Origin of the sequence: Streptomyces sp. ISL-36 (genome assembly GCF_018614205.1) — a bacterium.
Classification (GTDB): Bacteria; Actinomycetota; Actinomycetes; order Streptomycetales; family Streptomycetaceae; genus Streptomyces.
Genome location: NZ_JAGGOS010000115.1, coordinates 1 through 13,904 on the forward strand (window position 1 = coordinate 1; position 13,904 = coordinate 13,904).

General features: G+C 72.0%; 8 protein-coding genes and 1 pseudogene. 3 read left to right on the plus strand and 6 right to left on the minus strand.

All coding sequences use genetic code 11. The features are described 5' to 3' along the window. Positions 1 to 392: pseudogene (locus tag J7E93_RS27655) on the minus strand (hypothetical protein); the annotation flags it as partial. Positions 393 to 481: 89 nt separating this feature from the next. On the opposite strand from J7E93_RS27655, the gene J7E93_RS27660 reads away from it, so the two are divergent. Both J7E93_RS27660 and J7E93_RS27665 read left to right on the plus strand, forming a co-directional pair. Then, a complete protein-coding gene (locus J7E93_RS27660; protein ID WP_215072692.1) occupies positions 482 to 1,069 on the plus strand; it encodes a TetR/AcrR family transcriptional regulator in 588 nt (195 codons plus the stop codon). Between the two features lie 79 nt (positions 1,070 to 1,148). After that, positions 1,149 to 2,411: an SGNH/GDSL hydrolase family protein gene (locus tag J7E93_RS27665; RefSeq protein ID WP_215072693.1), complete on the plus strand. Its 1,263-nt coding sequence runs from the start codon at positions 1,149 to 1,151 to the stop codon at positions 2,409 to 2,411. Between the two features lie 103 nt (positions 2,412 to 2,514). Here the strand turns inward: J7E93_RS27665 and mfd are convergent, their stop codons facing one another. The 3 genes from mfd to J7E93_RS27680 all read right to left on the minus strand — a co-directional run bounded on the left by mfd (position 2,515) and on the right by J7E93_RS27680 (position 9,729). Next, positions 2,515 to 6,072 carry a transcription-repair coupling factor gene (gene mfd / locus J7E93_RS27670; protein WP_215072694.1) on the minus strand — a complete coding sequence of 1,186 codons (3,558 nt, stop codon included), beginning with the start codon at positions 6,070 to 6,072 and terminating at the stop codon, positions 2,515 to 2,517. Between the two features lie 265 nt (positions 6,073 to 6,337). Then, on the minus strand, positions 6,338 to 8,914 hold the full coding sequence (locus tag J7E93_RS27675; protein WP_215072695.1) for an ABC transporter permease: 2,577 nt from the start codon (positions 8,912 to 8,914) through the stop codon (positions 6,338 to 6,340). Continuing rightward, complete coding sequence (locus tag J7E93_RS27680; RefSeq protein ID WP_308368806.1) at positions 8,911 to 9,729, minus strand: ABC transporter ATP-binding protein; 819 nt, start codon at positions 9,727 to 9,729, stop codon at positions 8,911 to 8,913. The genes J7E93_RS27675 and J7E93_RS27680 overlap by 4 nt, the downstream gene beginning before the upstream one ends. A 288-nt stretch (positions 9,730 to 10,017) precedes the next feature. On the opposite strand from J7E93_RS27680, the gene J7E93_RS27685 reads away from it, so the two are divergent. Further along, positions 10,018 to 11,547 (plus strand): MFS transporter, encoded by a 1,530-nt coding sequence (locus tag J7E93_RS27685; protein ID WP_308368807.1) that lies wholly within the window; start codon positions 10,018 to 10,020, stop codon positions 11,545 to 11,547. A gap of 39 nt (positions 11,548 to 11,586) precedes the next feature. Here the strand turns inward: J7E93_RS27685 and J7E93_RS27690 are convergent, their stop codons facing one another. Together J7E93_RS27690 and J7E93_RS27695 are read right to left on the minus strand one after the other, a co-directional pair. Then, positions 11,587 to 12,669, minus strand: coding sequence for a cellulose-binding protein (locus J7E93_RS27690; RefSeq protein ID WP_308368808.1), 1,083 nt, complete (start codon positions 12,667 to 12,669; stop codon positions 11,587 to 11,589). A gap of 116 nt (positions 12,670 to 12,785) precedes the next feature. Continuing rightward, on the minus strand, positions 12,786 to 13,904 hold a 1,119-nt coding region (locus J7E93_RS27695), incomplete at its 5' end, for an SUKH-4 family immunity protein (RefSeq protein WP_251067186.1).

Consider the following 13,904-nt stretch of genomic DNA (forward strand, 5'->3'; position numbering starts at 1 on the left):
CGCCGGGCGAGGCCGGCGGCCTCGGCCAGCTCGGCGCCCTCGACGACCTCGGCGCCGAGGACCGCGCGGTAGGCCCGGTCCACGGCCCGCAGCCGGGCGTCGAGCACATCGGCGGGCGCGGCCGTGCGCCAGATCTCGGGTACGTACCGGGCGACCATCGCCGGGCTGAAGCTGTAGAACGCGGAGGTCACCCGCTCCGCCCCCGCCGGGCCGAGGGGGGCGGCGCGCCAGGCGAAGTAGCTCGGCCAGCGCTCCTCGACGTCGTGGCCGAGGGCGGCGGCCTCCTCGAAGGACTCGGGGGCGTAGTAGAGCAGCGCGTGCAGCGGTTCGAGCAGATGCCACATCTGCCGTACGCGGCCGGGCTCCACACTCAGGGCGGTGTCCACGGTCATGGCTTCCTCCTCCACCTCATCTTGTCACCGACTAGATTCCTCCCTTCCACTCAACTTGTCAATGCCTAGATTCGGCGTAGGCTGCTGTCATGACCAGCCGGAGCACCTACCACCACGGCGACCTGCGGCAGGCCGTTCTGAGCGCCGCCCTCGACGTCATCGCCGACGAGGGCCCGTCCGCCCTGAGCCTGCGCGACCTGGCCCGCCGCGCGGGCGTCTCGCACGCTGCCCCGGCCCACCACTTCAAGGACCGCGCCGGCCTTCTGACCGCCGTCGCCACCGAGGGGTTCGACCTGCTGGCGGCGGCGCTGGCCGAGGCGACGGACCTCAAGGACGCGGGAGTGCGGTACGTACGCTTCGCCACCGACCACCCGGCGCACTTCCAGGTCATGTTCCAGCCGGACCTGCTCCGCTCCGACGACCCGCAGCTCCTCGCCGCCAAGGAGCGGGCCGGCGACCGGCTCCGGGCGGGCGTCGCGGAACTGCCCGGCGGCGGCCGGGGCCCCGACCCGCGCCTCGCGGGCGTCGCGGCCTGGTCGCTGGCGCACGGCTTCGCGACACTGCTGCTCAGCCACAACCTCGCGGGGCCGGTCGGCGACCGGGACCCCGAGGACGTCTTCCGCACCCTCGCCGGAGTGCTGTTCGCGAACGACGCCCCCCAACCCCCCGGGGAATAACCGGAGTCGCTCTCCTCTTGGTCACGTGCGGAAGGGATCGCACGCAGACCGGAACGCGAACGGGAACAAGGGGCGGGACATGATCTTCACGAACTCCGTACGACGCACGGCCGTCGCCGTCTTGAGCGCGGCCGTCCTGACCACACTGCCGCTGACCGGCTCCGGGGCGGCCGAGGCCGGGCAGGACAAGGCGTGGCGCGGCGCCTGGGCCACCTCGCCGCAGGCCCCGGCCGCCCCCTTCGGCCCCAACTGGTCGCAGCAGGGCTTCTCGAACCACACGGTCCGCCAGGTCGTGCGGGTCTCCACCGGCGGCACCAAGGCCCGTATCGAACTCTCCAACCGCTACGGCACCACGCCGCTCGTCGTCACCGGCGCGACCGTGGCCCGCACGGACAAGGGCGCCTCGGTGAAGGCCGGTTCGGTCCGCCACCTGTCCTTCGGCAAGAACCGGTCCGTGACGATCCCGGCCGGCGCCACCGCGTACAGCGACGGCGTACCGTTCACGGTCGGCGCCCTGGAGTCGGTGACCGTGACGCTCTACCTGGCCGCGCCCACCGGTCCCGCCACCTTCCACACCTTCTCCTCCGCCACCAGCTACCGCGCGGACGGCGACCACCGCTCCGACCGCGACGGGACGGCGTTCAAGGAGACCAGCGACTCCTGGTACTACCTCTCCGGCGTCGAGGTGAGCGGCGGCGCGCCCGCCCGCCGGGACGGCATCGTCGCCTTCGGCGACTCCATCACCGACGGCGTCGGCTCCGGTTCGAACGCGAACAACCGCTACCCCGACGAACTGGCCGAGCGCTTCGCCGCCGCCGGGAAGCCGCGCAGCGTCCTCAACCACGGCATCGGTGGCAACCAGGTCACCCACGACACCACGTGGGCCGGCGAGAAGGGCATCCACCGCTTCAAGCTGGACGCCCTCAGCGAGCCGAACGTCGGCACGGTCGTGATCCTCGAAGGCATCAACGACATCGGGGCCAGCAGGCCGGGCACCCCGGGCGACCCCACCCCCGAAGTGTCGGTGGAACAGCTCATCGAGGGCCACCGCACGCTGATCCGCCAGGCCCGCGCCGAGGGCCTGAAGGTGATCGGCGCGACCCTCACCCCGATCAAGGGCTCCTTCTACGACAGCCCGGAGAACGAGGCCAAGCGGGACGCCTTCAACGACTGGGTCCGCACCTCCGGCGCGTACGACGCCGTGGTCGACTTCGACCGCGCCGTCGCGGACCCTGCGGACCCGGACCGCATGCTCCCCGCCTACGACTCGGGCGACCACCTGCACCCCGGTGACGTCGGCTACCGCGTGATGGCCGAGGCCCTGGACCTCGACGCGTTCTGACGACAGGTCGGCCGTGCCCCGCCCGGACACGGCCGACCCCGTACGCCCCATGCCTACGGACGGGCCCGGAACCGCCTGCGGACGGGGCCCGCCTACGGACCGCCTACGACCCGAGGATCGTGGTCAGGAACTCGCCCGTCCATGCGAGCAGTTCACGGCCCACCACCGGCTTCCCGCCGATCTTCCCGCTCGTCGGCCGGGGCACCAGGATCTGGTGGACCGCCGGCTTGATGACCGTGCGCGGGTAGAGCCGCTTGAGCCGCAGCTCCTGGGACTCGCGCAACTCCACCGGCGCGAAGCGGATGTTCGGACCCTGCAGCACGATCTCGCCGACACCGCACGCCCGCGCCAGCATCCGCAGCCCCGCCACCAGCAGCAGGTTCTCCACCGGCTCCGGCAGCTTGCCGTAACGGTCGGTGAGCTCCTCCCGTACCGCCTTGATGTCCTCCGCCGAGTTCGCCGAGGCGATGGCGCGGTACGCCTGCAGGCGCAGCCGCTCGCCCGGCGCGTACTCGTGCGGCACATGGGCGTCGACCGGGAGCTCGATCTTGACCTCCAGGGGCGCCTCCTCCTCGGCTCCGCCCTCCATCTGCGCCCGGTAGTCCGCGACCGCCTCGCCCACCATCCGTACGTACAGGTCGAAGCCGACGCCCGCGATGTGACCGGACTGCTCTCCGCCGAGCAGATTGCCCGCGCCGCGGATCTCCAGGTCCTTCATCGCCACGTACATGCCCGCGCCCATCTCGGTGTGCTGGGCGATCGTCGCGAGCCGCTCGTGCGCGGTCTCGGTCAGCGGCTTCTCCGGCGGGTACAGGAAGTACGCGTAACCCCGCTCACGGCCACGGCCGACCCGGCCGCGCAGCTGGTGCAGCTGCGACAACCCGAAGTTGTCGCCGCGCTCGACGATCAAGGTGTTGGCGTTGGAGATGTCGATGCCGGACTCGACGATCGTCGTGGAGACCAGCACGTCGAACTTCTTCTCCCAGAAGTCGACCACGACCTGCTCCAGGGCGCTCTCGCCCATCTGGCCGTGGGCGGTGGCGATCCGCGCCTCCGGGACGATCTCCCGCAGCCGGGCCGCCGCCCGGTCGATCGACTCGACCCGGTTGTGGATGTAGAAGACCTGGCCCTCGCGCAGCAGTTCGCGGCGGACGGCCGCGCCGATCTGCTTCTCCTCGTACGGGCCGACGAAGGTGAGGACCGGATGCCGCTCCTCCGGCGGGGTGGTGATCGTCGACATCTCCCGGATGCCCGTCACCGCCATCTCGAGCGTACGGGGGATGGGGGTCGCCGACATCGTCAGGACGTCGACGTTGGCCCGCAGCTTCTTCAGCTGCTCCTTGTGCTCGACGCCGAAGCGCTGCTCCTCGTCGACGATGACCAGACCCAGGTCCTTGAACTTCGTCTCGGACGAGAACAGCCGGTGGGTGCCGATGACGATGTCGACCGAGCCGTCCTTCAGTCCCTCCAGGGTCGCCTTGGACTCCGTGTCCGTCTGGAAACGGCTGAGGGCCCGCGTGACGACGGGGAACTGCGAGTACCGCTCCGAGAAGGTGCCGAAGTGCTGCTGTACGAGCAGCGTCGTCGGGACAAGGACCGCCACCTGCTTGCCGTCCTGCACCGCCTTGAACGCGGCGCGCACCGCGATCTCCGTCTTGCCGTAACCGACGTCGCCGCAGATCAGGCGGTCCATGGGGACCGTCTTCTCCATGTCCTCCTTCACCTCGGCGATGGTGGACAGCTGGTCGGGCGTCTCCACGTACGGGAAGGCGTCCTCCAGCTCGCGCTGCCAGGGGGTGTCCGGGCCGAAGGCGTGACCGGGGGCCGCCATCCGGGCGCTGTAGAGCTTGATCAGGTCGGCGGCGATCTCCTTGACCGCCTTCTTCGCCCGCGCCTTCGTCTTGGTCCAGTCCGCGCCGCCGAGCCGGTGCAGGGTCGGCGCCTCACCGCCGACGTACTTGGTGACCTGCTCCAGCTGGTCGGTGGGGATGTAGAGCCGGTCGCCGGGCTGGCCGCGCTTGGCCGGCGCGTACTCCACGAGGAGGTACTCGCGGGTGGCGCCCTGCACGGTGCGCTGGACCATCTCGATGTACCGGCCGACGCCGTGCTGTTCGTGCACGATGTAGTCGCCGACCTCCAGGGTCAGCGGGTCGATCGTCTTGCGGCGCTTGGCCGGCATCCGCTGGCCGTCCTTGCCGGCCGCCTTCTGGCCGGACAGGTCGGTCTCGGTGAGGACGGCGAGCTTGAGGGCCGGGTCGACGAATCCGTAGTCGATCGAACCGCAGGCCACATGGACGAGCGCCGGCGAGATCTCGGCCAGGTCCGAGTCCAGCCGGGCCGCGATGCCCTCGCCGCCGAGGACCTCGACCGTACGGGCCGCCGGTCCGTGCGCCTCCGTGACGTACACCGTGCGCCAGCCGTCCGCCAGCCAGCCCTTGGTGTCGGCGAGCGCGCGGGCGGTGTCGCCGCGGTACATCTCCGGGGCGTGCATGCCGAGCTTGACCGTGTCCCCCGCCGCGTCGGCGGCAAATGTCGCCGTGAGGTCGGCGTCGTCCGCTGCGAACGGGGACACCGACCACCACATCATGCCGAGCTCGCGCGCCCGGTCCCGTACGTCCGCGATCCCCCACAGGGAGGCCGCGTCCACGTCGATCGGAGCCTCGCCGCCGCCCGCGGTCGCCGCCCAGGAGGCCTGCAGGAACTCCTGGGAGGTCGCCACCAGGTCGGCGGCCCGGGTCCGGACCCGCTCGGGGTCGCACACCACGGCCATCGAGCCCTCGGGCAGCACGTCGAGCAGCAGCTCCATGTCGTCGACGAGGACCGGGGCGAGGGACTCCATGCCCTCGACGGCGATCCCCTCGGCGATCTTGCCGAGCAGCTCGCCCAGCTCCGGGTGCTGTTCGGCGAGGGCCGCCGCCTTCTGCCGTACGGAGTCGGTGAGCAGCAGCTCGCGGCAGGGCGGCGCCCACAGGCCGTGCTCGGCCACTTCCAGGGAGCGCTGGTCGGCGACCTTGAAGTAACGGATCTCCTCGACGTCGTCGCCCCAGAACTCGATCCGGAGCGGGTGCTCCTCGGTCGGCGGGAAGACGTCCAGGATGCCGCCGCGCACGGCGAATTCGCCGCGCTTCTCGACCAGCTCCACCCGGGAGTAGGCGGCGGCCGCGAGTCCCTCGACGATCTCGTTCAGGTCGGCCGTCTGCCCGGTCCGCAGAGCCACCGGCTCCAGGTCGCCGAGCCCCTTGACCTGCGGCTGGAGCACGGACCGTACGGGAGCGACGACCACGCGCACCGGTCCTGCGGCCGGGTCGTCCGGCGAGGGGTGGGCGAGGCGGCGCAGCACGGCGAGGCGCCGGCCGACGGTGTCGGAGCGGGGCGAGAGCCGCTCGTGCGGCAGCGTCTCCCAGGAGGGGTAGTCGACGACCGTGTCGGGGTCGAGGAGGCTGCGCAGGGCGGCGGCCAGGTCCTCGGCCTCCCTGCCGGTCGCGGTGACGGCGAGCACCGTACGGCCCGCCTCCCGGGCCAGCGCGGCCACCGCGAAGGGACGCGCGGCCGGCGGGCCGACCAGGTCCACGTGCATGCGGTTGCCGTCGGCCGCGGCCTTCACCGCTTCGGAGAGGGCCGCGTCCTTGACGACGACGTCAAGCAGACCGTGCAGACTCATGGACTTCCATCCCGTGGGTTCATCGGGCAAAACAGGCAACGCGAACAGCCCGACACGTCTCACGGGCCGGGGGATCTCCAGCCTACGACGTGCTACCGACACCCGCGCCCGAAACTCGCTGCGCCGGGGCCGGGCCGAGGCCGCGCCACCGCCGAGGCGGGTGGGAGGAGTGGGGCGGGTGGGACGGTGTGGGACGGGGTACGGGTACGGCCCCGGTCGACATCGGTGCGATGTCGACCGGGGCCGGGGCCGTACCCCGTCTCCGCTAGTCGGTCGCGATCGCGTTCAGGACGTTCATCCGCCCGGCCCGGAACGCCGGCACCAGGGCCGCGAACAGCCCCACGAACGCCGATCCGACGAAGACCGTCACGATCGTCGGCCACGGGATCTCCAGGATCCCGAGGCCCTCCAGGGCGAGCAGCTTCTGCGCAGCCGTGCCCCAGCCCATGCCCAGGCCGAGCCCGAGCAGGGCGCCGAAGAGGGCGATCACCACCGACTCCAGGCGGATCATGCGGCGCAGCTGGCGGCGCGAGAGGCCGATCGCCCGCATCAGGCCGATCTCCCGGGTCCGCTCGACCACCGACAGCGCGAGCGTGTTCACCACACCGAGCACGGCGACGATGATCGCGAGGGCGAGCAGCCCGTACACGATGTTGAGCAGCTGGCCGACCTGGTCCTTCAGGTCCTGCTTGTAGTCGGCCTGGTTCTGCACCTTGTACTGCGGGTAGGCGGCGAGCGAGTCCTTGAGGGCCGCGTACGCCTCGGTCTCCTTGCCGTCCTCGGCCGTGGCGAAGACGATCATGCTCCGGGGAACCCTGTCGGCGGGCAGGTACCGCTCGGCGGTCGTGATGCCGGTGTACATGACGCCCTTGTCGACGTTGTTCTCGTCCGACGTGATCGCCGCGACCTTCAGCTTCGCGCTCTCGCCGCCCTTGAAGGCGACGGTCAGCACGTCGCCGACCTTCACGCCGTGCTCGGTGGCGTAGTCGCTGCCGACGGACATCGCGTTCGTGTCGTACGCCTTCGTGAGCGTGCCCGCGGTGGTGTCCCGGCGCAGGTCCTTGGCGTACGTCGGGTCGGCGGCGACCAGGCCCTTCTTCACGGCCTTGCCGTTCGGGTCGGTGATCGTGGCCTCGACCCACTTGTACTCGGTGACGTGGGTCAGGCCCGGTGTCTTCTCCAGGGCCGCCTGCGCCTGCGGCATGATCGGCTGCCCGTTGGTGGACTGGACGATGAAGTCCGCGCCGACCGAGCGGTCCAGCTCCTCGGTGGCCGAGGCGACCATGGACGAGCCCACGACCGACAGGCAGGCGACCAGCGCGAGCCCGATCATCAGGGCGGCGCCGGTGGCTCCCGTACGGCGCGGGTTGCGCAGCGCGTTCCGCTCGGCCATCCGCCCGACCGGGCCGAAGACGCGCAGCACGACGGCGCCCAGGACCCTGACGACCCCGCCGGCAAGAAGCGGTCCGACGACGATGAAGCCGATGAGGGAGAGGACGACGCCGAGGCCGAGCCAGAGGGAGCCGGCGGAGGCCTTCTCGGCCTGGGTCGCGGTCCACAGGGCGGCGACGCCGCCCACGGTGAGGAGCAGCCCGAGCCCGCCCCGTACGAGCCCCGCCCTGCCGTCGGCCGGGGTCCCGGCGTCGCGCAGCGCGGCCATCGGGGAGATCTTCCCGGCCCGGCGGGCCGGGATGTACGCGGCGAGGACGGTGACGACGACGCCGAGGAGGAGGCCGATGGTGGGCGTCGTCCAGCGGACGGTCAAGTCGTCGGTGGACAGCTCCATCCCCATGGAGGACATGAGCTCCATCAGTCCGATCGCGAGTCCGACGCCGGCCGCCACGCCGGCGATCGAGCCGACGACGCCGAGGAACAGCGCCTCGACGAGCACGGAGCGGTTGACCTGCCTGCGGCTCGATCCGATGGCCCGCATGAGGCCGATCTCGCGGGTGCGCTGGGCGACCAGCATGGAGAAGGTGTTGACGATGAGGAAGATGCCGACGAGGAAGGCGATCCCGGCGAAGCCGAGCATCGCGTACTTCATGACGTCGAGGAAGCCCGCGACGTCCTCGCGGCCCGCGTCCGCGACCTCGGCGGCGGTGTGGAGCGTGTACCCGCCGCCGCCGATCGCGGCGGCGATGTTCGCCTTCAGCGTCTCGTCGCTGACGCCCGGCGCGGCGTCGGCCGTGATCTGCGTGAACAGGCCTTCCTTTCCGAGGAGTTCACGCTGCGCGGTGGCGGTGTCGAAGTAGACGACGGTGGCGCCGGGGTTGGTGACCTTGAAGTCGACGATGCCGGAGATCCGGGCCGTGAAGTCACCGGTGACGGCGATGGTGCGCAGTTCGTCGCCGAGCTTCAGCCCGTGCTTCTCGGCGGTGTCGCCGTCAACCATCACCTCGGTGGGGCCGCGCGGTTCGTGACCGGAGACGAGGTCCACCGAACGCAGTTCGTACTTCGACCAGCTGACGGCGATCGTCGGCGCACCACTGGTGGGGCCGACGTTCCTGTCACGGGAGTCGACGACGGTCACGCTCAGCGAGATGACCGAGCCCTGGGCGTCCTTGACGCCCTCGGCGCCGCGCACCCGCTCCACGAGCGAGGCCGGCAGCGTCTCGGGGCGGCCGGTCTGCGGCGTCTCGTCGTCGACCGCCGCGCCCTTGGGGCTCAGGGTCACATCGGAGGCGGTCGAGGCGAAGAGCTTGTCGAAGGTCGTGTTCATGGTGTCCGTGAACACCAGCGTGCCGCTGACGAACGCCACGGACAGCAGGACGGCGACGGCGGAGAGCGCCATGCGGCCCTTGTGGGCGAAGAAGTTGCGCAGCGAGGTCTTGAGGACGGTCATGACGTCCGCTCCGCGCCGTCGAGGTCGGAGCTCTGGGCGTGTCCGGCGGAGAAGAGGAGCATGCGGTCGAGGACGGCTTCGGCGGTGGGCCGGAGCATCTCGTCGACGATCCGTCCGTCCGCGAGGTAGAGGACGCGGTCGGCGTAGGAGGCGGCGACGGGGTCGTGGGTGACCATCACGATGGTCTGGCCGAGCTCGTCCACGGACTGCCGCAGGAAGCCCAACACCTCGGCGCCGGCACGGGAGTCGAGGTTTCCGGTCGGCTCGTCACCGAAGATGATCTCGGGCCGGGCGGCGAGCGCCCGGGCCACGGCGACACGCTGCTGCTGACCGCCGGAGAGCTGGGAGGGCCGGTGCCCCAGGCGGTCGGCGAGGCCGACGGTCGACACGACCCGGTCGAGCCACTGCCGGTCCGCCCTGCGGCCCGCGATGTCCATCGGGAGCGTGATGTTCTCGAGCGCGTTCAGTGTCGGCAGCAGGTTGAACGCCTGGAAGATGAAGCCGATCCGGTCCCGGCGCAGCTGGGTGAGCTTCTTGTCCTTCAGGCCGGTGATCTCGGTCTCGTCGAGGAAGATCTGGCCGCTGGTGACGGTGTCGAGACCGGCGAGGCAGTGCATCAGGGTCGACTTGCCGGAGCCCGAGGGCCCCATGATCGCGGTGAACTGCCCGCGGGCGATGTCCACGTCGACCCGGTCGAGCGCGACGACCCGGGTCTCGCCGCCTCCGTACGCCTTGACGACCTGCCGCGCCCGCGCGGCGACGGCCGTACGCCCTCCAGTGTCCCCGTTCAGGGGGATGGTCACAGCCGAAGTCACGGTATGTCTCCTATGTCGGTGGTGTGTGCGTACGCGTGGTCGCGCTTCAAAGTCTTGGGGAGGCGGGGCGGCGGGTCATGGGTGCCTGCCGCACTCTTCGCCCTGAGGTTTTCCGTAGGACCAAGTTAAGGACGGAGGGGCGCTCCTCTCGTCCTCCGCCGGGACGAACGGCCCCTGCCCTCTATGGGGGAGGACCCCTTAGGGGTTCTCCACCCGCGGGTCGAGTGAGAGGCTGTGGCGACGAATTTAGATGTACGACGCACCGGCCGCGGAAGAGAGGGACGACGGGTGTCCGAGACCACGACGGAGCAGGCCGCGACGCCCGCCGCCGCCCCGCGCGGGCGCGGCCCGGTCGTCGCGGCGCTGATGCTGGGGATGGCGCTCGCCGCGCTGGACGGCACGATCGTGTCGACGGCCGTCCCGCAGATCGTCGGCGATCTCGGCGGGCTCGCCGTCTTCTCCTGGCTCTTCTCCGGCTATCTGCTCGCCGTGACCGTGACCCTGCCGGTGTACGGGAAGCTCTGCGACACCTTCGGCCGCAAACCGGTCCTGATCGCCGGCATCGTCCTCTTCCTCATCGGCTCCCTGTTGTGCGCGGCGGCCTGGAACATGGCCTCGCTGATCGCCTTCCGGATCGTCCAGGGCCTGGGCGGCGGCGCGCTGCAAGGCACGATCCAGACGATCGCGGCGGACCTGTACCCGCTGAAGGAACGCCCGAAGATCCAGGCGAAGCTCTCCTCGGTCTGGGCCACGGCCTCGGTCGCCGGCCCCGCGGCGGGCGGCCTCCTCGCGGGCTACGCGGACTGGCGCTGGATCTTCCTGATCAACCTGCCGGTGGGCCTGGTGGCCCTGTGGCTGGTCGGACGGTTCCTGGTGGAGCCGCAACGCCCCCAGGCGCCGGCGGACAGGGCACCGGCCCGGCCGTCCGTCGACTGGGCCGGCGCGGTGGCCGTCTTCGCGACCGGGGCCCTGCTGCTCACGGCGCTCGTCCAGGGCGGGGTCGCCTGGCCCTGGCTGTCCGCGCCCTCCCTGGGCCTGTTCGGCGGCGCGCTCGCCCTCGGCGGACTGACCGTCCTCATCGAGCGCCGGGCCGCCGAGCCGATCATCCCCGGCTGGATCTGGCGCCGCCGCACGATCGCCGCGGTCAACCTGGCGCTCGGCGCGCTCGGCCTGCTGATGGTCGCCCCGACGGTCTTCCTGCCCACCTACGCCCAGGCCGTCCTCGGGCTCGGCCCGATCGCCGCCGGCTTCGTCCTCTCCGCGATGACCCTGAGCTGGCCGGTCACAGCGGCCCTCTCCAACCGGGTCTACAACCGCATCGGCTTCCGCCTCACCGCCACCGTCGGCATCGTCCTCGCACTCCTCGTCCTGCTCGCCTTCCCCCTGCTGCCCTTCCCCGGCGAGCCCTGGCAGCCGGCGCTCCTCATGCTGCTGCTCGGCGGTGCGCTCGGCTTCTTCCAGCTCCCGCTCATCGTGGGAGTCCAGTCGACCGTCCCGTACCAGGAGCGCGGCACGACGACCGCGTCCGTCCTCTTCTGCCGCCAGGTCGGCCAGAGCGTCGGCGCGGCTCTCTTCGGCGCCGTCGCCAACGGCGTCCTCGCCGCCCACCTCGGCGGCAGCGCCCATCTGGACTCGCTGGCGTACGCCCTGGACCACGCCGACGACGGCCTGCGGCGAGCGGTCGACGCGGCCGTCGACTACGTCTTCCTCGGCGCGGCGGGGGCGGCGGCACTGGCCCTGCTCGTCCTGCTGACGGTCGCCCCGCGACGCTTCCCGGTCCTGAAGGAGGAGGAGCGGGGGGACGCGGAGGGGGCGTAGGGGCGACGGGCGGGGGCGGCGGCCTGGAGGGGCTGTCTGCTAACCCTCCTGGGCTTCGTCCTTCTCGGACTTCGGTTCAGGCTCCGGGTCTGGTTCCGGCTCCGGGTCTGGTTCCGGCGCCGGGTCTGGTTCCGGCGCCGGGTCAGGTTCCGGCGCCGGGTCTGGTTCCGGCGCCGGGTCTGGTTCCGTGTCGGTGTCCGTCTCCGGTTCCGTCTCAGGTTCCGCCTCCGTGTCCGCCTCCGGCTCCGTCTCCGTGTCCGGCTCCGGTGTCGTACGGCCCGTCAGGGTCGCCAGGGCCGTGCGGATATGGCTCATGTGGGCGAGGATCTCGTCGCGGGCCTCCTGGTGCTCCCGCAGTACGCGTTCCGTCTCCCGTTCGATCCGCTCCTGCTGCACCCGCGCCTCGGCCAGGAGCTCCGCGGCCCGGGCCTCGGCGTCCTCCTGGCCGTGGCGGGCCTGTTCCTCCGTCTCCGCGAGCGCGCGACGGGTCTCCGCCAGGCGGGCCTGGGCGTCGGCGATCAGCTCCTCGTGCCGGGACTCCAGCTCCGCCTCCCGGGCCGCCGCCGCTCGTTCGGCCTCCGCCCGTTCGGATGCCTGCTCCTCGCGCTGGGACTCCAGGAGCGCGGCCGCCTTCCGGGCCGTCTCCTCGAACTCCTCCCGCGCCGCGGCCAGCCGCTCCTCCGCCTCCTGGCCGGCGGCGGCCAGCGCCGAGTCGGCCTGCGCGGTGGCCGCCTCCAGGGTCGTGCGGGCGGTCGACTCCGCCTCCGCCCTGAGCCGTTCGGCGTACGCCCGGGCCGCCTCGGCGGCCTCCGATGCCGCCCGCTCCGCCGCGTCCACGAGGGCCTGCGCCTCCGCCTCCGCGGCGCGTACGAGGGACTCGTCCTCCGCCTCGGCGAGTTCGAGGATCCTCCGCGCCCGGTCGCCCAGGGACTCGTACCGCTGCGGCGCCAGCTCGGCGACCGCCTCCCGCAGCCGGGCGGCCTCCGCCTCCATCTCCTCCGCCAGGACGGTCAGCCGCGCGGCCTGCAGACCGGCGGCGTCCCTCTCCCGGAAGAGCGCGGCCAAGTAGCGGTCGACCTGCTCCGGGCGGTACCCGCGGCTCCGTCCGACAGCGAAACTCATCCTGACGCCCCTTCCGTCTTGCCTCAAACGTCAAGGATGCGGCATCAGACAGGACAAAAGGCGCCCGACGTGTCCTCCACATCGGGCGCCTTTGGTCACATATGGACTACAGCGGTCTAGAGCAGTCCGTCCCACATCTGCTCGAGCAGCACCGACCACCAGTTCTCCGGCGACGAGAGCGCCGCCGGGTCCAGCATCGCGAGCTGGGCCTGGAAGTCGACCGTCCAGCGTCCCGCCTGCTCGGGGTTGAGCCCGAACCGCAGCCGCCACATCCGCCCCAGCAGCGCCATGGAGCGCGTGAACTCCGGCAGACCGCTGTTCACGAACTGCGGCGGCACCGGCTGACCGCCCGGACCGGCCTCGACCGGTACGGCGACGATGTGCGCGGTCCCGTACTGGACGCAGATCGCCCGCCCGAAGTCCGAGCCGATCACCAGGTACGAGCCCGCGTCCGAGGCCGGCTGGATCTGCCGCTGCGCCGCGAGCTCGGCGAGCGTCGGAACGACCGGATGGGCCGGCTGCGCCCAGAAGAACGGCCCGAAGTCGGCCGGCAGACCCGCCCACACGAGGGTGAGCGCGACCACCTCCGGAACGCCCTGCCGCGACACGGCCCGCTGGTCGAACCGGCAGATGCCGGGGCCGAAGGCGCCGGCCAGCTCCTGCGCGATCCCCTCCGGGGGGATCGGCGGTGCCGGCTGCACCTGCGGCAGCGGCGCCCGCACCGGCGCAGGGCGCGCCGGACCGTCGGCGACCTGGTGCAACTCACCCTGGTGCGTGAGGAGTTGCCGCATCCCCTGCTGACGGCCCGCGTGGTCCTTGCCGTACGGCGCGATGTTGGTGATCCGCGCCTGCGGCCAGGTCTCCCGGATCATCCGGGCGCAGTAGCCACCGGGCAGCTCACAGGACTCCAGCTCCGTGTGCAGTTCCAGCACCTGCTGCGGCGGCACGTTCATGGCGCGCAGCTCGTGCAGCATCTGCCACTCGGGGTGCGGGGTGCCGGGCGCGGACCGCCGGATGATCTGGGCCTCGGAACCGTCGGGCGCGCGGTAGCGCAGCACGGCCTGGTAGCCGGGGCCGACCGTCGGCTGACCGGCCGGCTGCTGCGGGTAACCGTACGCCGGCGGCGGGGTGTGCGCACCGGGCGGGGTGCCCGGCGCGGACGGCGGCGGCACCGGCGGTGCCGGAGGACCGCCCGGGCCGGGGTGCGCCAGCATCGTCGCCGCGTGGTGCACACC

What these genes read in the sequence shown, in the direction of transcription:
- J7E93_RS27660 (WP_215072692.1), top strand. Translation starts at nt 482, where the DNA reads ATGACCAGCCGGAGCACCTACCACCACGGCGACCTGCGGCAGGCCGTT.
- J7E93_RS27665 (WP_215072693.1), top strand. Translation starts at nt 1,149, where the DNA reads ATGATCTTCACGAACTCCGTACGACGCACGGCCGTCGCCGTCTTGAGC.
- mfd (WP_215072694.1), bottom strand. Translation starts at nt 6,072, where the DNA reads ATGAGTCTGCACGGTCTGCTTGACGTCGTCGTCAAGGACGCGGCCCTC.
- J7E93_RS27675 (WP_215072695.1), bottom strand. Translation starts at nt 8,914, where the DNA reads ATGACCGTCCTCAAGACCTCGCTGCGCAACTTCTTCGCCCACAAGGGC.
- J7E93_RS27690 (WP_308368808.1), bottom strand. Translation starts at nt 12,669, where the DNA reads ATGAGTTTCGCTGTCGGACGGAGCCGCGGGTACCGCCCGGAGCAGGTC.